Consider the following 21729-nt stretch of genomic DNA (forward strand, 5'->3'; position numbering starts at 1 on the left):
GTATAGAAATAAAGACAGCGTAAAGAAAAGTTTACGATTTTTTTTCCACTAACGGTAACAATTCGGCAATCGTTTCTATTTGATAAGTCGGCGATATCGCAGTTTGGTTATCTCTACCATAATGCAACCAACAGGTATCCAAGCCAGCATTATTACCGCCAAGAATATCCGATTCCAATGTATCGCCCACAACTAACACCTCCTCACTATGTCGAGGTTTTGCCAACTGCAAAGCGTGATGGAAAAAATCAGGATGTGGCTTAGAAACGCCGATCTCTTCAGAAACCACCACAAATTCAAAATAATCGCTTAACCCCGTTTTCTGCAAACGTAATTGCTGCATTGCGGTAAAGCCGTTGGTAATAATGGCTAATTTAGCACGATGTTGTAACTGCTGTAATAACTCCACCACGCCTTCCAGCGGACGACAAACTTCCGCCATTGTCACTAAAAAGCCGTGATTTAATTCCGCCGGTTTCACCGACAAGCGTTTACCCCACTCACTGAAACGTTGCTCCTGTAAGGTTTTCGCATCTATTTTTCCATCTTGATAAGCCACCCAAAGCGGTTTATTAAGTTGTTGATATTCAATAAAATCTTCTTGTGTAAAATCAACATTATAGTGAGTGAAAAGTTGTTTTAACCCTGAAAACGAATCAAAAGAGAATAATGTTTCATCCGCATCAAAAAGAATCCAGTTATATTTCATTACATTCCTTATCCAATAAAGTTTGCAACTCCACATTGTTTTGACAATATTTCAATTTTGCAAACAGTTGTTCCGCTTCAATAAAATGGTTCAATAAAAACCTAAGCCACTGCTTAATGCGAGCCAAATGATACCAGCCGCTATCCCATTGGTTATCAACACGGCTGTAATATTGCAATAACATCAAAATGTTCCGCCACGACATTACCTCGCTATTGTCTTTAATCACATAGCTCAAATTAGGAATTTGCAATGCGCCGCGAGCCACCATTAAATCCTCACAACCGGTAACGGCAAGGCATTCCTGCGCCTGCTGCGCATTAAAAATTTCACCATTGGCAATGACCGGAATCGATAATTTTTGTCGCACTTCGCCAATTTTCTGCCAATCAATTTTATCAGCCCGATAACCATCCATTTTGGTTCTACCGTGAATCGCAATCTCATCGGCACCGCCCTGCTGTACAGCGTCCGCAATTTCCAGTGCTTTTTGTTTATCATCCCAACCTAAACGTACTTTCACACTGACGGTTTTTTCGGAACTTACTGCTTGGCGAATGGCTTTGGTTGCTTGATAAATCAGCTCCGGCTGCTTTAACAAACTTGCTCCGCCACAACTGCCGTTAACGGTTTTTGAAGGGCAACCGCAATTAAGATCGATACCGTGCGACCCCAACTCAAGCGCCAAGTTAGCATTTTCAGCCAACCATTGCGGATGTTGTCCTAACAACTGAACTCTTACCGGTGTGCCGCTATCAGTGTAACCCTGCTGATATAATTCAGGACAAAGCCGATAAAAAACCTTCTTCGGTAATAACTGGTCAACAACCCGCACAAATTCGGAAACACAAAGATCATAATTATTGCAAGAGGTTAAAAGCTGACGCATAAACGGATCCAGCACCCCTTGCATCGGTGCTAAAATTAAACGCATTCTATTTTATTTCTTCCAACCTTTGACCTTACAGATCAAATCATAGGCAGCTTGAATTTGTTGGGCTTTCTCTTTTGCCATCTCCATCATCTGTTCCGGCAATCCTTTCGCAATCAATTTATCCGGATGATGTTCATTCATTAATTTACGATAAGCTCTTTTCACTGTAGCACGATCATCTTCTGCTGATACGCCTAACACACGATAAGCATCCTCTAGTGTCGGCCCGGAAGAACTTTGTGCCGCATTTTGGTATCCGCCGTAGGATTGTTGATATTGATAATCACCATTTTGTTGTTGGTATTGACGATAAAAACCGCCTTGAGAAAATTGACGTGCCGCATAAATCATCGCCAGCATCTGCTCAAATTGCATTCTTGAATAGCCCAACTCTTCGGCAACAATGAACAAAACTTCTTTTTCATTCGGGTGCAATTCTTGATCTGCCAGCGCCGTTTGAATCTGAATTTCCAAAAACATACGCAACAGGTCTGTACGCTGTCCACATCCGGCTCTAAACTCTCTGATGGCTTGACGAATAGGGAAATCAGCCTCTTTTCCTCGTGTAAATGCCGCTTTTGCTAATTGTCGATGCGCTTCATCAAGCTGCATACGATCCATAAACATATTGGCTAATTGAATGTCTTCTGCCGTAACCCGACCTTTAGACTTGCTCAAATGTCCCATCACCGCAAAAGTGGTCTGCATAAATAGAGATTGACGTGAAACGGAACGCCCGAATAAAGAGGAACGTACGCTGCCCAACTCATATAATTTTTTATCGGCTAAATGCCCTAAAATAGCGCCGAAAATTGCGCCAAAAAAGCCGCCGAATTTAAAACCGACAATGATCCCGATTAACTTACCGATAAAATTCATCTCTTATCTTTTCCCTTCTATCTAGGTTAAAAAATCGGTCTATTCTACCGCACAAATAGGGAAGTCGCGAATGGATTTCAACGCTAATCCTGCGCTTTGAACGCTTCTGAAATTTCTTCTTGAGAAAAACCGCGTGATAATAAAAAACGCCACATTTTTTGCTTGGTTTTAAAATCGGAAACTATGGCGTAATCAGGAAATTTTTTTGCTAACGTCTGCTGTGCTAACGCATACCAATCAATATCGGCTTGTTCCAATGCGTGTTGCATCACTTCATTTTGAATGCCTTTTTGTTGTAACTCCTGTTTAATGCGTTGTAAGCCATAACCTTTGTGCACTCTTGAAAGTAAGAAATACTCACAGAAGCGGAAGTCATTTTGCCAATTTTTCTCCTGACATTTTGCAATAGTTTGTTCTATTTCCTGTTCCGAAAAGGCTTTTGCTTGCATCTTACAACGTAATTCATACTCGCTGTAATCTCGAATTGCCAACAATTTCAATACATAATTAAGGGCAAGATTTTCCATAATTCAATCGCTGTTAATTTATTGAATAGAGAACATAATCATAATGAACAGACAATAAAATAAATAGTTAAAATAACCGAGCTGTTCAGATGTTATCTATAATTGAAAAAATCCCTGCCGATCAAACTTTTGATTTTAGGCAGGGATATTGAGGGTATTATTCACCGAAATTTAATGCGTCATCTTCCGGTTGTTTTTCTGTATCATCCGCAACTAATAACTGCTCCGGATTGGAAAGCAACTCTTCACGTAATTTACGTTCCAACTCGGCAGCCACCTCCGGATGTTCGGCAAGCCACTTCATTGCATTGGTACGACCTTGACCAATCTTTTCATCATTGTAGGAATACCAAGCACCTGATTTATTAAGCAATTTATGTTTCACGCCCAATTCGATTAATTCACCGTTTTTCGAAATACCTTCTCCGTAAAGAATTTGGAATTCTGCTTGTCTAAATGGCGCGGCAACTTTATTTTTCACCACTTTAACTCTGGTTTCGTTACCAATTACTTCATCGCCATCAGTAATTGAGCCTGTGCGGCGAATATCCAAACGCACTGAAGCATAGAATTTTAAGGCATTACCACCGGTTGTTGTTTCTGGATTACCAAACATAACCCCAATTTTCATACGAATTTGGTTAATAAACACCACTAAACAGTTTGCAGTTTTGATATGACCGGTAAGTTTACGCAATGCCTGAGACATTAAACGTGCCTGTAACCCCATATGGGAATCACCCATATCACCTTCAATTTCCGCTTTCGGTGTTAATGCTGCTACAGAGTCAATAATAATGACATCCACCGCTCCGGAACGTACTAAAGCATCACAAATTTCCAACGCCTGTTCGCCGTTATCCGGTTGCGAAACTAAAAGTGATTGTACATCAACCCCTAATTTAGAGGCATAAATAGGATCCAATGCGTGTTCCGCATCAATAAAGGCACAGGTTTTACCCTCTTTTTGTGCTTGCGCAATCACAGATAAAGTTAATGTGGTTTTACCGGAAGATTCAGGCCCAAAAATCTCAACGATGCGCCCCATTGGCAAACCACCAATACCTAACGCCACATCTAATGCCAATGAACCGGTAGAAACCGCTTCCACATCCAATGTTTGTGTATCACCAAGGCGCATAATTGAACCTTTACCGAATTGTTTTTCAATTTGCCCTAATGCTGCTGCCAATGCTCTTTCTTTATCTTCATTGTTTGTTGTCATATTCATTGCCCTTTTATTCATAAACTACGAGGAAATTTTCCGCTTATTATACTGTATAGTTATACAGTATCAAGCATTTTATGTTACCAATAATTAAAACTGTGAACTTGCTTCCAAATTTTACACATATTATAGCGCTGACTGTTTGTAACTTTCGCTTTGTTTCATCATCTTTTATACTATTCATCCGGCAAAAAGGATAATAATTATGACTTTAGAGAGCAATCTTTCTTCTTTTACCCCGATGATGCAGCAATATTTAAAAATTAAAGCGGAACATCCCGATATTTTGCTGTTTTATCGTATGGGTGACTTTTATGAACTGTTTTTTGATGATGCCAAACGAGCATCACAACTTTTAGATATTTCATTAACCAAACGCGGCAAAACCGATGGCGATCCAATCCCAATGGCGGGTGTACCTTATCACGCTGTAGAAGGCTATTTAGCAAAACTGGTGCAATTAGGCGAGTCGGTTGCGATTTGTGAACAGATTGGTGATCCGGCAACCAGTAAAGGGCCGGTTGAACGCAAAATTGTCCGCATTGTCACACCGGGAACAATCAGTGATGAGGCATTGTTGCCGGAAAGACAAGATAACCTTATTGCCTGTGTTTACTACGAAAAGAAAATTTTTGGTTTAGCCACGCTTGATATGAGTTCCGGTCGCTTTCAAATTAGTGAACTTGCGGACGAAGCTGCCCTCACCACCGAGTTGCAACGCATTATGCCGGTTGAAATTCTCTATCCGGAAGATTTTGCTTATATCAGACTGCTTGAACCTTACAAGGGATTACGTCGCCGTCCAACTTGGGAATTTGAACTGGTTACCGCAATCAAATTATTGACTAAACAATTCGGCACTCAGGATCTTAAAGGTTTTGGCGTGGATAAAGCGATTGTTGCCTTATGCGCTGCTGGTTGTTTATTGCAATATGCGAAAGAAACTCAACGCACCGCATTGCCGCATATTAATGCGATTTCACTTTCTCAAGAGCGTGACTTTATTGTGATTGATGTCGCTTCCCGCCGTAACTTGGAATTAACGCAAAACCTTGCAGGCGGTACAGAAAACACATTGGCTTCTGTACTTGATTATTGCAGCACGCCAATGGGCAGCCGCTTGCTTAAACGCTGGATTCATCAGCCGTTGCGCCACAAACAAACATTATTAAACCGTCAAAATGCGGTTAAAAATCTGATTCAACAGGAACGCTATTCTGATTTTAAACCGCTGTTGCAACAGATCGGCGATATGGAACGCATTTTAGCGCGTATCGCCTTGCGTTCTGCGCGTCCGCGTGATTTAACCCGTTTACGTCAGGCATTAGGGCAATTACCGCAAATTATCCAGCTTTTACAACAACATAATCAACATCAGCAGTTTGATATGCTGTTGTCGAAGTTGCAGGATTTTAGTGAATTATTTGCCTTGTTAACACGAGCAATCATTGAAACACCGCCATTATTAATTCGTGATGGCGGTGTGATTGCCCCCGGTTATCATCAAGAGTTGGATGAGTGGCGTGAGTTGGCGACCGGTGCAACGCAATATCTGGAAAATTTAGAAATAAGAGAACGGCAACAAACCGGCATTGATACCCTCAAAATCGGTTATAACGCCGTTCACGGTTATTATATTCAAATCAGCCGAGGTCAGGCAGAACGTGCACCAACGCACTATATTCGCCGCCAAACCTTAAAAAATGCGGAACGTTTTATTATTCCGGAATTAAAAGATTACGAAGATAAAGTCTTAAAAGCAAAAGGTGCTGCGTTGGCATTGGAAAAACAGCTTTACGATGAGCTTTTCGATTTGTTATTGCCGCATCTTTCCGCATTGCAAACCACCAGTCTGACCTTAGCCGAATTGGATGTATTGGCAAATTTAGCGGAGCGTGCGGAAACGTTGAATTATGTTGCTCCGACCTTTAGTGAACAAACATTAATCAGCATTGAAGCAGGGCGACATCCGGTGGTGGAAACCGTTTTGCAAGACCCATTTATTGCCAATCCGCTCGATCTCAATCAAAAACGTCATCTGTTGATTATTACCGGGCCGAATATGGGCGGTAAAAGTACCTATATGCGCCAAACCGCATTGATCACCTTAATGGCGTATATCGGCAGTTTTGTGCCGGCACAACAGGCCGTTATTGGCCCGATAGATCGTATTTTTACTCGTATCGGTGCCTCTGATGATTTAGCCTCCGGTCGCTCCACTTTTATGGTGGAAATGAGCGAAATGGCGAATATTCTTCATCAAGCCTCGCCACAAAGTTTGGTGTTAATTGATGAAATTGGGCGCGGCACTTCCACTTATGACGGTCTTTCCCTTGCTTGGGCGTGTGCGGAATGGTTGGCAACGCAGCTCAAATCCTTAACGCTGTTCGCCACCCACTATTTTGAATTGACCTCTTTACCGCAACAGTTGCCGGGTTGCCTCAATATTCACCTTGACGCTAAAGAGCATAATGATACGATTGCATTTATGCATTCGGTGCAGGAAGGCGCAGCCAACAAAAGCTACGGTATTGCGGTGGCACAACTTGCCGGCGTGCCAAGACCGGTGATCCAACTGGCGAAACAGAAATTAAAACAGTTACAAAAACTTTCGTTGCAGAACAGCCAAATTAATGATTACCAAACCGAGCTGGATTTCAATCCGGAACCGGAATTTGATGCAAACAGCGAAGCGATTTTGCAACAATTAGCACAGATTGATCCGGACGATTTAACGCCGAAACAGGCACTGGCAATGTTATATCAGCTTAAAAAATTACAACAATCTTAACCATTTAACACAACAGAGGGAAACGTTATGCCAATCAATTTACGTCAACGTCATTTTTTACGCTTAATGGATTTCACACCACAAGAGATCCAGTTTTTGCTTGATTTAGCCGCCGAACTAAAAAAAGCAAAATATGCCGGCACCGAACAGCCGCGCTTAAAAGGTAAAAATATCGCATTGGTGTTTGAGAAGACCTCAACCCGCACCCGTTCCGCATTTGAAGTAAGTGCGTTTGATCAAGGTGCCAATGTTTCTTATATCGGTCCAAGCGGTTCACAAATCGGACATAAAGAGAGTATGAAAGACACCGCGCGCGTGTTGGGCAGAATGTATGATGCCATTCAATATCGTGGTTATGGTCAAGAATTGGTCGAAACATTGGCAAATTATTCCGGCGTGCCGGTTTGGAACGGCTTAACCGATGAATTCCACCCAACACAAATTTTGGCAGATTTCTTAACGATGTTGGAACACGGCAAAGGTAAACGCCTTGATCAAATGAAACTCGCCTATCTCGGTGATGCCCGCAATAATATGGGAAACTCCTTTGTGGAAGGTGCAGCGTTAATGGGATTGGATTTACGTTTAGTCGGTCCGAAGCAGTTCTTTCCGGAACAGAAGCTGCTTGATGAAGTAGCTGAAATGGCTAAACAGACAGGAGCAAAAATTACCTGTACTGAAGATGTTGAAGCCGGCGTAAAAGATGTTGATTTTATCTACACCGATATTTGGGTTTCGATGGGCGAACCGGAAAGTGCGTGGGCAGAACGCATTGAGCTAATGAAGCCATATCAGGTTAATGCCAAATTAATGGCGCTTACTGGCAATCCTAATGTGAAATTTATGCATTGCTTGCCGTCATTCCACGATAAAAATACCGTTATCGGCAAGAAAATGGCAGAAAAATATGGAATGAATGGGTTAGAAGTAACGGATGAAGTCTTTGAGTCCGAAGCATCAATTGTCTTTGATGAAGCAGAAAACAGAATGCACACCATCAAAGCGGTAATGGTAGCAACTTTAGCTTAAATCATATCGGTAAATATGGAGAAAAATGATGATAGACACGCTTATTTTTGATATGGGCAATGTCCTTATTGAATGGGAGCCGGATAAATTTCTCCATTTTATCGAAACCGATCCCGATCGCATTCGGGCATTACATCAAGCGATCTTTGCCTCCGGAATCTGGGCAAAACAGGATAATGGTGAATTTAATGCTGCACAGGCTTATCAAAGCAGTCTATCACTACTGAATTCCAGTTATGCCGACAGTTTATCCACCTTCTATTTTCATTGGTTCAGGTATGCGCAACGTTATTTAACATTGCAACAGATTGCGATCGAATTAAAAAATATTGGCTATAAACTCTATATTCTCTCCAATACATCCGCTGTTTTCGATGATTTGGTAAGTGCCGATTTATTGCCTATCACAGATGTAATTGATGGCAAAGTGCTCTCCTATCAGGTAAAACTGGTTAAACCCGATAATGCTATTTATCAGCATTTATTGGATAGCTATCAACTCAACGCGGCAAATTGCCTTTTCCTTGATGATGTAAATGAAAATCTTGAAGCGGCTCAACATTGTGGCATTCATACGCTTAAAGTAACGAACCAGCAACAAGCAATAGCAGATCTGTTATCCATTCTCGAAAGAAAAGGTAAATACCGTATTGATTCACTTTTAACTCTTAATAAAGGAAAAAACGATGACTAAAATTATTCACACAGAAAAAGCACCGGCGGCGATTGGTCCTTATGTACAAGCGGTTGATTTAGGTAATCTTGTGCTTACTTCAGGACAAATTCCGGTTAATCCGCTCACCGGTGAAATTCCAAGCGATATTGTGGCGCAGGCTCGCCAATCATTGGAAAATATTAAAGCGATTGTTGAACAGGCAGGTTTAAAAGTGTCTGATATTGTGAAAACAACCGTATTTGTTAAAGATTTAAACCAATTTGCCGTTATCAATGCGGAATATGAACGTTTCTTCCAACAAAATAATCACCCAAGTTTTCCGGCACGTTCTTGTGTTGAAGTAGCACGTTTACCGAAAGATGTTGGCTTGGAAATTGAAGCGATCGCCGTAAGAAAATAACTGTTAAAGCGGGGCAATCACTCCGCTTTTCCGCCCATTCTCACTCAATTCCAAAATCAATTTTGGAAAATTAAGTTACTATAACTTGCATAACAAACACAAGACGTAATAAATTTAGCCTCATCACAAATAATATAGAATTATGATTCAATTCCTCTAACAAGGATGCTAATAATCAAGGAGTATTTATGAATAATTTTACATTACACCTCCCAACTAAAGTGTTATTCGGCAAAGGTCAAATTGCTGAAATTAAAACCCAAATTCCTGCCGGCGCAAAAATCTTAATGACTTATGGTGGCGGCAGCATTAAAAGAAATGGTGTTTATGATCAAGTGCTGGAGGCATTAAAAGGTTTTGAAATTGTTGAATTTTCCGGCATTGAACCTAATCCACAATTTTCCACATTAATGAAAGCGGTCGAGCTTGGTCGCCGTGAAAAAGTCGATTTTCTGCTTGCTGTCGGTGGCGGCTCCGTGTTGGATGGCACAAAATTTATCGCTTCTGCAATGAATTTCCAAGGTGATGAATGGGAGATCGTGAAAAGCCACGGTACAGTCATTAAAAGCGCATTACTAATCGGCGCAATCCTTACACTGCCGGCAACCGGTTCGGAAATGAACGGCAATGCGGTGGTCAGTCGTAAAGAAACGCAGGATAAACTCGGCTTTTTCTCGCCATTTGTAAAACCACAATTTTCTGTGCTTGATCCGACCACAACATTCTCTTTGCCGCCAAGACAAACCGCAAACGGTGTTGTTGATGCTTTCGTTCACACTTTTGAACAATATATGACCTATCCGGTCGATGCCAAAGTTCAAGATCGCTTCGCCGAAGGTGTGTTCTTAACCTTGATTGAAGAAGGTCCAAAAGCATTGGCAGAACCGGAAAATTATGATGTGCGTGCCAATATTATGTGGGCAGCAACAATGGCATTAAACGGCATTCTTGGTGTCGGTGTGCCGCAAGATTGGGCCTCACACGGCATTGGTCACGAACTGACAGCACAATACGGTTTGGATCACGGTCAAACTTTAGCGATTGTAGTGCCGGCAATAATGTGGCATCAACGTGAATTTAAAAAAGAAAAGTTGGTACAATTCGCACAACGTGTTTGGGGTTATCAAGGCAACGACAGCGAACAAGCGATTCGTATTGCTATTGATAAAACACGAACTTTCTTTGAACAAATGGGAACACCGACCCGCTTATCAGCTTACGGCATTGATGACAGCCAATTCCCAAGCGTATTAAACAAACTCAAAGAACACAAAACAGAAAATCTCGGCGAACATAAAAATATTGATATTAAAGCCGCAGAAGAGATTTTGCGTTTAGCGTTATAAATCAGTTTATAAGCTATTAAGGGGCAGATCCCAAATTGCCCCTTAAATCCTTAATATTAAATTATTTTTATAACGCTTCCCTTGTCTTTTCCGCAATCATTCTAGCGGAAGTTGCCAGTAATTGTTGTTCATCTGCGGTCAGTGCAAGTGATCTGATCCCAACGATGCCTGATCTCGCCACTACCGCCGGATAACCGACATAACATTGATACTGTTCAAGATAAACGGATACCGGACAAGCTAAATAAGCGTCTGAAATAACCGCTTGAGCTAATTTTACCGCACAAGTGGCAATCGCATAGCTCGTATATTTTTTACCATTAAATACCAACCATCCGCCTTCACGTGCCGCTTTATCTAAATCGGCTAAATTGAGCGATAATTTTTCAGCAATTTCTACAATCGGTTCACCTTGCACCGTTATGGTTGACCAAGCAGCAAACTGTGATTCACCGTGCTCTCCCAAGACATAACCTTCAATATTATGCGGATTTTGCGCTAACGCTTGCGAAACCGCGCGCTGCATTCGTGCCGTATCCAAAAAAGTGCCGGTGCCAAACACCTGTTGTTTTGATAAACCGCTATGATGTTGCAGCAATCCGGTAATCACATCGCACGGATTGGAAATATTGATAATCACGCCGTTAAAACCGACCTGTTTTAACGCACTGCCCACCTGTTTCGCTTGTACTTTATTAAAGTGATATTCAAGAAAACGATCTCCGCCTTCTGCCAATGCTTTAATATCACCAAAGGCAGTAATCACCACATCCGCATCCGCCAGTGCCTGATAATCCTGCATTATTAATTTGGTGTAATTTTCTAATCTTCCCAAACTATCCAACAGATCATAGTATTCAGCCGTACATTTTTCCTGCTTACTATCTATCAACACCAATTCATCCGCCAGCCCTTTCGTTACAATCGTGTAAGCCACCGTAGCGCCGACATTTCCTAAACCGATAACACCAATTTTCCGCATCATTCTCTCCTTGTTGTTCCAATGATTTTCAAGCCTAAATGCACCTTGATCGCTACTATTTTAGCGAAGCAATGTTAAAAATTTTTTGGCATAGCTCACATTTTTTAAAATTAACACTTGTATTACATTTAATTAACACTAATATTTCCCCCTTACTTTATATTCCTTTGCTAGGAGATGCTTTTCTATGGTAACTATTAATGTTGGTATGTTCCAGACACTTGCGTTGTCTGTGGTCGCCATTTATGTCGGTGAATTTATCCGTCAACAATTCCCAATCTGGAAGAAATACTGTATTCCGGCACCGGTTATCGGCGGAACATTATTCGCCATTATGACAACCTGTTTATATTCGCTTGATCTACTCACCTTTAAATTTGATTATAAAACGATCAACACGTTCTTTTATAACGTCTTTTTCGCCGCAATGGGCTTCGCCGCCAGTTTTGCCTTGCTGAAAAAAGGCGGCAAATTAGTGATTATTTTCAGTATTTTGGCTGCAATACTTGCCATTTTACAAAACGTGTTATCACTCGGGCTAGGGGTTTTATTAAATATGGATCCGCTGATTGCACTGATGTCCGGCTCGATTCCATTAACCGGCGGACACGGCAATGCAGCTGCCTTTGCGCCGATAGCGGAACAAATGGGCGCAAACGGTGCAATTGAAGTCGCCATTGCTGCTGCCACCTTCGGTCTGGTCGCCGGCTGTATTTTAGGTGGGCCTTTGGGCAGACGTTTAATTCAAAAACATCAACTTAGTGATCAAATCAGTACAGAACAGCCGATAAACGAAGAAGATAACAGCAAATTGCCACGCATCAGTTATCGCCGTTCCAGCCAAGCCGCCTTTTTATTGCTGTTAGCGTGCGGTATCGGTCAAACACTCTTTGTCCTTTGTCAGGCAATTTTCCCTCAAGTGAACATTCCTATTCACGTGATGAGTATGTTAGGCGGTTTAGTGTTACGCTTAGTGTTAGATTCCACTAAACGTGATCACCAAGCACTTTATGAAAGTATCGGGATTATCGGCGAGATCTCATTGGCGATTTTCGTTTCTATCGTCATTGTCACAATGCAATTATGGAAATTAGCAGATTTAGCCTTGCCGTTAATCATTATCTTAACTTTGCAAGTGGTGCTTTGTTATCTGTTCTGTGTCTTTATTACTTTCCGCCTTTGCGGCAAAAACTATGATGCGGCAATTATTGCCACCGGTCATTCCGGCTTCGGCTTAGGTGCAGTGCCGGTTTCAATGGCAACAATGACTGCGGTTTGTTCAAGTTATCATTATTCAAAAATCGCTTTCTTTGTCGTGCCGTTAATCGGTGGCTTTATCAGTAATATCAGCAATGCCTTGATTATTACTTTATTCTTAAATATCGCACAGGGAATGGCATAAATTGTGCAAATCAGGCTTCGCTTGAACGGCGAAGCCTATACTGCTCACAACAGTTACATTTCATCGCTGCCATACAATCGCAGCAAACTCTGTTTTAACTGTTCAAACACAAAGGTCACCCGATCCGCAACCAAACTTTGATACGGACGATAAAGGTATAAATGCCACTGCTGTTTTTCTATTTCCGGAAATAATTCCACTAATTGCCCTTGTTGCAGATAAGGTTGACAAAACGGCGTAATAATTTGCGTGCAGGTTCTGCCGGCTAAAGCAGCTTGCAACTCATAAACAGCATCGCTACTGATGAATCTGGTCTGTGCCGGAAAAAAATGAATGTCATTATTCACTCGCCAGTCCCAAATCCGTTGTAATTTAGGGTTCATTAAACCACTTAATGGATAATTTTGTGCCAAATCGGCAATATCTTTCGGCACTCCCAAACGTTCAATTAATTTAGGCGAAGCAACAATTTTCTCGTGAAAAGTACAAATATGCTGTACAATCCAATGCGGCTCCGGTTCCAAACAGAGACGTAAACCGATGTCGATTTTATGATCAATGGCTTTTACTTTATCAACAGACTGCTGCCAATCCAGCACAATGTCCGGATAAGGTTCCAGCGCTGTCAACAGTTCGCTTAATAACCTCTGATTAAGTGGCAACGGCGGCAGTGTAATGCGCACCATTCCCTGCATCGCTTTTTTATTCAGCTTATTGTTCGAAAACAAGCGCTCTTCTTCCAATAAAAACTGCTGTGCCTGCGGCAAAAACTGTTCGCCGAACGCAGTCAAACGGATATTTCGAGTATTGCGTTTAAACAGACTTTCGCCCAACAAACTTTCCAATTCAGCAATCATTCTGGTCACCGCTTGCGGCGATACCGCCAATCGTTGCGCCGTTTCCCTAAAATTCAGGGTTTCACTGGCAACACAAAAATAACGCAGTGCTTCCAATTTATTCATTATTATTCCTTTTTTTAGAATAGTTTATTCCAATTTTATTCCTTTTTTATTACTTAATACAACGATAGAATACGCACCATCAAAACGATACCGTTGTTTAGTATTAACGATTTCACTTTTATTTTGGAGATTTATTATGACTGAATTAAGCAAAAAACCTGTTGCTGACCGTGCGGAACATAACGCATTTTTCCCATCAGATTACTCTTTAACGCAATACACCAGCAAAGTTACCGACTTTGACGGTTTTAAATTTGATAAAGCCTACAACGGCGGTAAATATAAAGTGTTGATGATTGCTACCGATGAGCGTTATATCGAGATGAAAAACGGCAAATTATTCTCAACCGGTAACCATCCGGTAGAAATGTTGCTACCAATGTTGCATATGCACCACGCCGGCTTTGAAATTGATGTTGCAACCTTATCCGGTAATCCGGTCAAACTTGAAATTTGGGCAATGCCGGAAGAAGATAAAGCTGTAATGGATTTATACAACCAATATTTACCAAAATTGGTCAACCCGAAAAAACTAGCAGATATTTTGCCTGAAGTCTTATCTGAAAATTCGCCTTATATTGCGGTCTTTATCCCGGGTGGACACGGTGTTTTAGCCGGCATTCCTCACAGCAAAGAGGTGAAATCTGTTTTAAATTGGGCATTAAATCAAGATAAACACATTATTACTTTATGTCACGGTCCTGCATCATTATTGGCGGCAAGCATTGATGAGAAAGCGGAAGATTATCCGTTTAAAGGTTATGAAATTTGTGTATTCCCTGATGCATTAGATGAAGGTGCGAACCAGGATATCGGTTATATGCCGGGTAAATTACAATGGTTAGTAGCAGAAAATCTAGAAAAATTAGGGGTTAAAGTTTTAAACAAAGGCATTACCGGTCAAGTACATAAAGATCGTAAATTATTAACCGGTGACAGCCCGTTAGCTTCAAATGCACTTGGTATTTTAGCAGCGGAAGAGTTATTGAAAACTGTTGCCTAAAGCCTAATTAAATATTAACAAACATTGTAGGGAAGCGCTGACTTCCCTATTTTCTTTATAACTTCGATATAACTTTGATGATGAGCGAGGTTTAAACCACTAAGGAGTTTTTGATGAAACTATCTATCCTCAATCTTGTTCCGGTTCGGGAAGGATCAAATTACCAACAAGCCATTGGCGCAATGATCACCTTGGCACAACACGCCGAAAAAATCGGTATCGAACGTTATTGGATTGCAGAACATCACAACACCAGAAATTTAGCCAGTTCTGCCACCGCATTGCTTATTCAACACACGCTTGCCAACACCCACAAACTTCACGTCGGTTCCGGCGGGGTAATGCTGCCGAATCACAGCCCTTATGTCGTGGCTGAACAGTACGGTACTCTAGAAACCTTATATCCGAATCGGGTTGAACTGGGTCTAGGGCGAGCGCCGGGTACTGATATGCACACTGCAGCCGCTTTACGGCGTGGACGTAACCAATTTGATTTTGCGACAGAAATCGCCGAACTTCGAGGCTATTTTGAGGATTGTAATCCGGTTTCCGCTTACCCTGCTGCCGGTTTAAACATTCCTTTTTACATTTTAGGATCCAGTACCGAAAGTGCTTATTTAGCCGCCGAGCTTGGCTTACCTTATGCGTTCGCCTCTCACTTTGCGCCACGAATGATGGAAATGGCAGTCGACATTTATCGCCGTAACTTTAAACCTTCCCAATATCGACAAACACCGTATGTCATTTTAGGCGTTAATGCGATTGTGGCACCAACTGACGAAGAGGCGCAGCATCTCGCCCCAATTTTTCTTAAATGTGGTGACTAACGCCCAACAGAAATTACAGCCGCCTGTTACATCAGACGATGAAATTTGGAAATGGCACGCACAAGCAAACAGCACCCCACATTTCGGGCCGGTCGATCTGCACGATATTCCTATCTATCATCAGGAACGTGCGGTGGTTGAACAAATGACCGCCTGCTCTTTAATCGGCAGTCCGGCAACAGTGGAGTTTCAATTACAGCAATTACGCCAAAATGTGCATTTCGATGAAATTATGGCAGTAAGCTACATCTTTGATCCGCAAAAACAGGCAGATTCTTACACAATGCTGAAAACGATTGTAGATAAGCAATGATATTGGCGTTTTTATAGGAGAAATAGGATGAAAACGGCATTAATTGTCGGCGCAAACGGCGTGGTCGGCAGAGAGTTGGTTAAACTGTTATCTGAAGATGAGCGATATGCCCACATTATTGTTTGGGCACGCCATCCTTTATCATTTTCTCATCCAAAATTAACCACGCAAATTATTGATTTTGAGAAACTTTCACAACAAAAACTGGCGAAAGTTGATGAAGTTTTTTGTGCCTTAGGAACAACCATCAAAAAAGCGGGAACAAAAGAAAATTTCTTACGCGTTGATGTGCAATATCCGACCGAAATTGCCAAACTGGCGAAAGCCGCCGGTGTCGCACGTTTTATTCTGATCTCTGCTTTAGGTGCTAATCCGCACGCTAAAATTTTCTACTCTCGCGCCAAAGGCACGGTTGAGCAAAATCTGAGAAATTTGCATTTCCCAAGTTTGCACATTGTGCGTCCATCTTTAATTATTGGGCAACGCAACGATTTCCGTTTAGGCGAAAAACTGTTTGAACATCTTTTTCACTGTTTGCCCAAACATTGGCTGCAATCTTATCGCCCAATGACAGGAAAAGAAATTGCACAAATAATGATTGAACAGGCTCAATCTTCACAATTAGGAGAAATGGTCTATTCACCACAAAAAATTGCGAATAACAAGGAAAAAAATGAAACAAATTAATATCAAACATCCGGGAGATTCGGATGTACTGTTTATTGAAGAGGTTGAAATTCCGCAACCGAAAGAGAATGAATTATTGGTTAAAGTCGCTTATGCCGGTGTAAATCGTCCGGATATTATGCAACGACAAGGGTTATACCCGATGCCGGCAGGCGTTACGCCAATTATGGGGTTGGAATTATCCGGCGAAGTGGTGGCAGTCGGTCGCCAAGTAACACAATTTAAAATCGGTGATAAAGTTTGTGCCTTAACCGATGGCGGTGCTTATGCACAATATTGCACTGTGCCGGACTCACAAGCATTGCCGGTGCCGAACAATTATAGCTTAGCCGAAGCGGCGGCATTGCCGGAAACCTTTTTTACTGTTTGGGTAAATCTGTTTATGCATCAACAGGTTAAAGCAGGCGAAACACTGCTCGTTCACGGCGGCACCAGTGGTATCGGCATTACCGCGCTCGCTATTGCAAAAAGTTTAGGCATTAACACTTTTGCCACTGTTGGCAATGCTGAAAAAGCAAAAGTGGTTGAACAACTGGGAGCAAGCGCCATTAATTATAAAACGGATGATTTTTGCCAAGTTATCCAAGCCGAAGGTGGCGTTGATGCCATTCTTGATTTAGTCGGTGCAAATTATTTCCAAAAAAATATTGCCTCGTTAAAACAGAATGGTCGCTTATTTCTGATCGGCTTTATGGGCGGCACAATCGCTCAAGATGTTGATTTATTACAAATTGCGGTGAAAAGATTGCACATCACCGGCTCAACAATGCGCAGCCGCACCACTGCGGAAAAAGCGGAAATTGCGCAATCGTTATTAAGCCAACTTTGGCAGAAATTGGCAAATAATGATGTGGAAAAACCGATTATTCATAAAATTTTTCCTTTTAGCCAAGTGAAACAGGCTCACGATGAGATCGATAAAGGCACACATATCGGCAAAATTTTGTTGTCTTTTGAAGCGTAAAACAAAGGGCAATGATTTTGCCCTTTTTTATTCGATTCAACTTAATGCCTCGCCATTTGCGAAAACAGGCTTAAAACAATCACACCGATTAAGATAAAACTGATGCCGATTAAACCGCCAACATCCACTTTTTGCCCAAAAAAGAAAACACTGATTGCCGCCGTTAAAATAATGCCGATGCCGGACCAAATCGCATAAGCGGCACTTAATGGAATGCCTTTCAATGCTAAACCTAGTAAATAAAAGGATAAAACATAACCAATCACCACACCGATTGAGGGATATAATCGACTAAAACCATCACTGACTTTCAACATACTGGAAGCGAACACCTCTGCAACAATCGCTATCCCTAAAAACAACCAATACATTTAATCTCTTCTCTCCTGTAATGCCTTTATTGCCTGTTTTACCACCGATAAGCCGCTGCGTAAAATCAACACACTCAAAACGGCACTTGCTGCCAGATCCACCCATTGCCAATCCAATAACCACGCACTTAAACCGGCAACAATCGCCACCACCGATCCGAACAGATCCGCCAGCACATGCAAATAAGCCGCACGAATATTTAAATTATCGTGATCGCTTTTCAGCATAATCCACGCCACCACTATATTCACCAGCAAACCGATAACGGCAACGCCCAGCATCGGTAACGCCTCCATTTTAATTGGTGCGTGCCAACGTTGAATCGCTTCCCCTAAAATCATCAATGCCACAAAAATCAAGGAACTACCGTTCAATACCGCAAACCGTTTTTGCATATTTTCACTTAAAAACAGCGCAACTAACGCTAGCAACAACGAAAGCGTGTCATTTGCCATATGTCCGGCATCCGCCATTAAGGTTAAACTGTGGAAATAGTATCCGCCCAAAAACTCCACCAGCATATAGCCAGCAATAATCACAAGACTTATCACCAGAATGGTCTTATTTTTAGGAATATGATGATGATCGTGATGATCGTGATGATCGTGATGATCGTGATGCAAATGATTGCTCATTTTTAAGCCTCTATAAATGCTTGATTCTTCATTTGCGACATACTATAAAGTCTGTAGCGACTACAGAGTCAATCCTTTTCATAAAGGTTATTTAATATGAAAATTCACGAAATCAGCAAACTCAGTGGCATTAATCTAGAAACCATCCGTTACTATGAAAAAACGGGCTTATTACCCGAACCTCAACGCGGTAGCAATGGTTATCGCTATTATGATCAAGCAAGCCTTTCATTATTGAAATTCATTAAATCCTGTCGTTCATTAGGTTTTTCTTTGGAAGATATTAAACAGCTTATTCAGCTTCGTCATAAACCGACAGAACATTATCACGCCGATCAAATCATATTAAAACAGCTAGAACAGGTAGAACAAAAAATCCAACAATTATTGGAAATTCAGACATTTTTGAAACAGTTAAGCTGTCAAGAAGAACACAATGAAGACGAGTGCAAAGCCATTTCTGGATTAGAAGAGGTTGGAAATATCAAAGTACAAAATATATATTGAAATGATAACCGTTATCAATTAAAATCCATCCCCCTTGCTCGTTAGACCATAGGAAAAATACAGTGTTTGAATTAAATGCAGTGTCATTCACCTTACCTGAGAAAGTGTTGTTGCACTCTATTTCATTGCAATTCAACACAGGAAAAATTTACGGCATTATCGGAGCAAATAGCTCAGGGAAATCCACGTTAATTAAGATCCTTGCCCGTCAGCAGGTGGCGAACACTCTCGTGAGTGGCTAGCAATGTTATTGGCACAGCCTCGCTGTTATGCAACACATTGATCCGAAAGCTAAAAAAGTTATCGCCGTTTGCTTTCAACGGTTGAAATTGAACGGTAATATGGCGGAATTTTACACCGCACTTTGAAAATAAGAGGTAGAAAAGTGCGGTCAGAAAATTCCACGTTTTTTATTTACAAAATAGGAGGCATCAAATGAAAAAACTGACTCATCTCGCCTTAGTATGTGGCTTGGCGTTCCCTCTAGCAGGGCAGGCACACGATTTATGGGCATATGCACAACGAGCGGAAGCGGGCAAAGATTTGCTTGCGGTGCTTGGCTATGGCGATCGTTTTCCTGAAGGGGAAAAAATTGCTGAGGGGCGTTTAAATATTTTAAACCCGCTGGTGTTGCACAGTGCGGACGGCAAAAGCACTACCCTCACCCAAAAGGGCGAAAATTTTCACTATGTAACCACCAGCCCGTTGGCGAAAGCGGAATACAAAATTTCGGGCAGCTATAAACCGACATTTTGGTCGAAAAATGACAACGGCTGGAAGCGTGAAAATCTCACTCAAATGAAAGATGCCAATTACTGCGAAGAATCCAGTATGTTCGCTTCAACCTATGTGAACACAGGTGTTGATGTGAGCGATTTCGCCATTGCTCCAGTGGGATTACCATTGGAAATTGTGCCATTGGTTGATCCAACCACGCTAAGCCCAATGGATGTTTTCCCCGTACAAGTGTTGTATCAAGGTCAGCCAGCGAAAGGCGTGAGCGTGATCGGCACAACCAACGAATTTACCAAACTCGATGAGAAAGCCGTTTACGATCACCGTGAACCACAAGCCTTCTCTGGTAAAACGGACGCACAAGGCAAAGTGAATTTCATTCCTGCCTTAGCAGGCACTTGGAAAATCAAGGCAATTTATGAAATGGATTACCCAGATCAAAAAGTGTGCCAAAAACGTAAACTTTATAGCACTTATACCTTTAAAGTGAACAAATAATTTTATTCTCGTGGGGCGGATCAAAACGCCCCTTATTTAAGCTGTAATTTGTAGTAAATTAAGGACTATTTATAGCAAAAGCTGTTTTTAAATTATCCCTAAAATATAGGAACATACTGCATCTGAATACAATAGGGTTTAAAACTATTTACTTATCCAACTGCTTGTAAATATTAACGTTGCTGTTGCCAAAATTTAACAGCCTGTTTTTCCCAGCCTTCTGCTGTTGTTCCCGTGCCTAATGCGAAACCGTGCCCAAGATTTTTATAAAGATGAAATTCTGTTGGCACGCCCATTTCGTTGAGTTTTTCAAGACGGCGTTTCATCACATTTGGTGATGCGATGCCGTCTTGTTCGCCGATAGCAACAAAGGTTGCTGGTTCGCCTTGGCGGTTGTAATCGTTGTGTCCTGTGTAGAGCATAATCACGCTGTTGGGCTTGGAGTTTTGTGTTGTGCCAAACGCTTGTGTGCCGTATGAGCCTATATAGGCTGCCATTCTTGCCCCAGCAGATGCTCCCCATACGGAATAGTTGTTAGGATCGACTTGTAACATTTTGGCATTTTTGCGCACAAATTCGACCGCTTGTGCCATTGTAGTGATCCACTAAATCAGCAGTCCCTAATAGGTTTTTTCGCTAAAACTGGCGGTAATCCCTGATTATAGCTATGCGGTCTCACCCTGTTATAGTAAAACACATACTGTTTAATATCTTCCTTGGCTTCATCTAATGAAGAATAACCGCCNTTTAACATCCATTCATATTTAAAACTCCTAAACCANCGTTCCATCGGTGCATTATCCCAACAATTTCCTCGGCGACTCATACTTTGTATCAAACCATGCTGTTTCACACATCGTATAAATGACNCACTCCCATAAATACTGCCTTGGTCTGAGTGAAACAACATCTTCCTCGTTCTTTCCGTTGTCAGCATCGCATGATTTAATGCCTCCACCACTAACGTTGAATCGTGCTGTTTCTGCAATCGCCAACCAACCACTTGACGCTGCGCCAGGTTCATCACGATTGCNAAATAATGCCATTCCCCCTGNACCTTCAAATAGGTGGTATCACCNCATAACACCGTTNTGTCAGCGCATGGACTAAATTGCCGATTTAACACATTATTAAACAACGTGGACGCTTGCTCTGACGTGCCTGTCCGCCAACGTTTTTGCGGCTGTTTACTGACTAATCCTTGCTGTTTCATCAGCTGTCGAATCAAGGCTAATCCTACCTCAATACCCTTACTTTTTAATCTCGCTTTTAACGTCCGCTTTCCGGCTGAACCACGACTTTCATCAAATAATGCCTTTATCT

At 41.7% G+C, this 21729-nt stretch carries 23 protein-coding genes and 1 pseudogene; 13 read left to right on the plus strand and 11 right to left on the minus strand.

What is annotated here, in order from left to right; genetic code table 11:
* Positions 1–31: 31 nt before the first annotated feature.
* From yjjG to recA, 5 genes are all read right to left on the minus strand, one after another.
* Positions 32–709 carry a pyrimidine 5'-nucleotidase gene (gene yjjG, locus A3EO_RS0101645; protein ID WP_018345713.1) on the minus strand — a complete coding sequence of 226 codons (678 nt, stop codon included), beginning with the start codon at positions 707–709 and terminating at the stop codon, positions 32–34.
* Positions 699–1643: a tRNA dihydrouridine(16) synthase DusC gene (gene dusC, locus A3EO_RS0101650; RefSeq protein WP_018345714.1), complete on the minus strand. Its 945-nt coding sequence runs from the start codon at positions 1641–1643 to the stop codon at positions 699–701. Before dusC ends, yjjG begins: the two co-directional genes overlap by 11 nt.
* A gap of 6 nt (positions 1644–1649) precedes the next feature.
* Positions 1650–2522 carry a co-chaperone DjlA gene (gene djlA, locus A3EO_RS0101655; RefSeq protein WP_013745830.1) on the minus strand — a complete coding sequence of 291 codons (873 nt, stop codon included), beginning with the start codon at positions 2520–2522 and terminating at the stop codon, positions 1650–1652.
* 83 nt (positions 2523–2605) lie between these two features.
* Positions 2606–3049, minus strand: coding sequence for a recombination regulator RecX (recX, locus tag A3EO_RS0101660; protein ID WP_018345715.1), 444 nt, complete (start codon positions 3047–3049; stop codon positions 2606–2608).
* Between the two features lie 157 nt (positions 3050–3206).
* Entirely contained in the window at positions 3207–4274 is a 1068-nt protein-coding gene (gene recA, locus A3EO_RS0101665) for a recombinase RecA (RefSeq protein ID WP_013745832.1), read from the minus strand.
* Between the two features lie 247 nt (positions 4275–4521).
* Here recA and mutS point away from each other — a divergent pair, with 247 nt between their 5' ends.
* From mutS to A3EO_RS0101690, 5 genes are all read left to right on the plus strand, one after another.
* A complete protein-coding gene (gene mutS, locus A3EO_RS0101670) occupies positions 4522–7068 on the plus strand; it encodes a DNA mismatch repair protein MutS (protein WP_407919721.1) in 2547 nt (848 codons plus the stop codon).
* A 27-nt stretch (positions 7069–7095) separates the two neighbouring features.
* Entirely contained in the window at positions 7096–8097 is a 1002-nt protein-coding gene (argF, locus tag A3EO_RS0101675; protein ID WP_018345717.1) for an ornithine carbamoyltransferase, read from the plus strand.
* A 25-nt stretch (positions 8098–8122) separates the two neighbouring features.
* On the plus strand, positions 8123–8791 hold the full coding sequence (locus tag A3EO_RS0101680) for an HAD family hydrolase (RefSeq protein WP_202898880.1): 669 nt from the start codon (positions 8123–8125) through the stop codon (positions 8789–8791).
* Positions 8784–9173, plus strand: coding sequence for a RidA family protein (locus A3EO_RS0101685; RefSeq protein ID WP_018345719.1), 390 nt, complete (start codon positions 8784–8786; stop codon positions 9171–9173). The genes A3EO_RS0101680 and A3EO_RS0101685 overlap by 8 nt, the downstream gene beginning before the upstream one ends.
* A 188-nt stretch (positions 9174–9361) precedes the next feature.
* Entirely contained in the window at positions 9362–10519 is a 1158-nt protein-coding gene (locus tag A3EO_RS0101690) for an iron-containing alcohol dehydrogenase (RefSeq protein WP_018345720.1), read from the plus strand.
* A gap of 67 nt (positions 10520–10586) precedes the next feature.
* Here the strand turns inward: A3EO_RS0101690 and A3EO_RS0101695 are convergent, their stop codons facing one another.
* Positions 10587–11504, minus strand: a complete 918-nt coding sequence (locus A3EO_RS0101695; RefSeq protein WP_230587129.1) for a lactate/malate family dehydrogenase — start codon at positions 11502–11504, stop codon at positions 10587–10589.
* Between the two features lie 184 nt (positions 11505–11688).
* On the opposite strand from A3EO_RS0101695, the gene A3EO_RS0101700 reads away from it, so the two are divergent.
* The gene (locus A3EO_RS0101700) at positions 11689–12903 is read left to right on the plus strand and encodes a sodium/glutamate symporter (protein ID WP_018345722.1); all 1215 of its coding nucleotides are present in this window, start codon (positions 11689–11691) and stop codon (positions 12901–12903) included.
* A gap of 53 nt (positions 12904–12956) precedes the next feature.
* Here the strand turns inward: A3EO_RS0101700 and A3EO_RS0101705 are convergent, their stop codons facing one another.
* Positions 12957–13865, minus strand: coding sequence for a LysR family transcriptional regulator (locus A3EO_RS0101705; protein WP_018345723.1), 909 nt, complete (start codon positions 13863–13865; stop codon positions 12957–12959).
* Between the two features lie 136 nt (positions 13866–14001).
* Here A3EO_RS0101705 and hchA point away from each other — a divergent pair, with 136 nt between their 5' ends.
* From hchA to A3EO_RS0101725, 4 genes and pseudogenes are all read left to right on the plus strand, one after another.
* Positions 14002–14868 (plus strand): glyoxalase III HchA, encoded by an 867-nt coding sequence (gene hchA / locus A3EO_RS0101710; RefSeq protein ID WP_018345724.1) that lies wholly within the window; start codon positions 14002–14004, stop codon positions 14866–14868.
* A 113-nt stretch (positions 14869–14981) separates the two neighbouring features.
* Positions 14982–16008 (plus strand): annotated as a pseudogene (locus A3EO_RS0101715) (LLM class flavin-dependent oxidoreductase).
* Positions 16009–16035: 27 nt separating this feature from the next.
* Positions 16036–16695, plus strand: a complete 660-nt coding sequence (locus tag A3EO_RS0101720) for an NAD(P)H-binding protein (protein ID WP_018345725.1) — start codon at positions 16036–16038, stop codon at positions 16693–16695.
* The gene (locus A3EO_RS0101725; protein ID WP_018345726.1) at positions 16682–17659 is read left to right on the plus strand and encodes an NAD(P)H-quinone oxidoreductase; all 978 of its coding nucleotides are present in this window, start codon (positions 16682–16684) and stop codon (positions 17657–17659) included. The genes A3EO_RS0101720 and A3EO_RS0101725 overlap by 14 nt, the downstream gene beginning before the upstream one ends.
* 41 nt (positions 17660–17700) lie before the next feature.
* Here A3EO_RS0101725 and A3EO_RS0101730 read toward each other — a convergent pair whose 3' ends face one another.
* Together A3EO_RS0101730 and A3EO_RS0101735 are read right to left on the minus strand one after the other, a co-directional pair.
* Positions 17701–18030, minus strand: a complete 330-nt coding sequence (locus A3EO_RS0101730; protein WP_018345727.1) for a DMT family transporter — start codon at positions 18028–18030, stop codon at positions 17701–17703.
* Positions 18031–18666 (minus strand): cation diffusion facilitator family transporter, encoded by a 636-nt coding sequence (locus tag A3EO_RS0101735; protein ID WP_018345728.1) that lies wholly within the window; start codon positions 18664–18666, stop codon positions 18031–18033.
* 96 nt (positions 18667–18762) lie between these two features.
* Here A3EO_RS0101735 and A3EO_RS0101740 point away from each other — a divergent pair, with 96 nt between their 5' ends.
* The 3 genes from A3EO_RS0101740 to A3EO_RS0101755 all read left to right on the plus strand — a co-directional run bounded on the left by A3EO_RS0101740 (position 18763) and on the right by A3EO_RS0101755 (position 20406).
* Positions 18763–19173: a MerR family transcriptional regulator gene (locus A3EO_RS0101740; protein ID WP_018345729.1), complete on the plus strand. Its 411-nt coding sequence runs from the start codon at positions 18763–18765 to the stop codon at positions 19171–19173.
* 62 nt (positions 19174–19235) lie between these two features.
* The gene (locus A3EO_RS0101745; RefSeq protein WP_018345730.1) at positions 19236–19415 is read left to right on the plus strand and encodes an ATP-binding cassette domain-containing protein; all 180 of its coding nucleotides are present in this window, start codon (positions 19236–19238) and stop codon (positions 19413–19415) included.
* A gap of 193 nt (positions 19416–19608) precedes the next feature.
* Positions 19609–20406, plus strand: a complete 798-nt coding sequence (locus tag A3EO_RS0101755; RefSeq protein WP_018345732.1) for a DUF4198 domain-containing protein — start codon at positions 19609–19611, stop codon at positions 20404–20406.
* Positions 20407–20579: 173 nt separating this feature from the next.
* On the opposite strand, the gene A3EO_RS12535 is transcribed toward A3EO_RS0101755, so the two are convergent.
* Both A3EO_RS12535 and A3EO_RS0101765 read right to left on the minus strand, forming a co-directional pair.
* Complete coding sequence (locus A3EO_RS12535; protein WP_018345733.1) at positions 20580–20999, minus strand: alpha/beta hydrolase; 420 nt, start codon at positions 20997–20999, stop codon at positions 20580–20582.
* A gap of 17 nt (positions 21000–21016) precedes the next feature.
* The gene (locus A3EO_RS0101765; RefSeq protein ID WP_018345734.1) at positions 21017–21727 is read right to left on the minus strand and encodes an IS3 family transposase; all 711 of its coding nucleotides are present in this window, start codon (positions 21725–21727) and stop codon (positions 21017–21019) included.
* Positions 21728–21729: the final 2 nt, after the last annotated feature.

It is taken from the genome of Gallibacterium anatis DSM 16844 = F 149 (assembly GCF_000379785.1).
In the GTDB taxonomy this organism is placed as follows: Bacteria; Pseudomonadota; Gammaproteobacteria; order Enterobacterales; family Pasteurellaceae; genus Gallibacterium; species Gallibacterium anatis.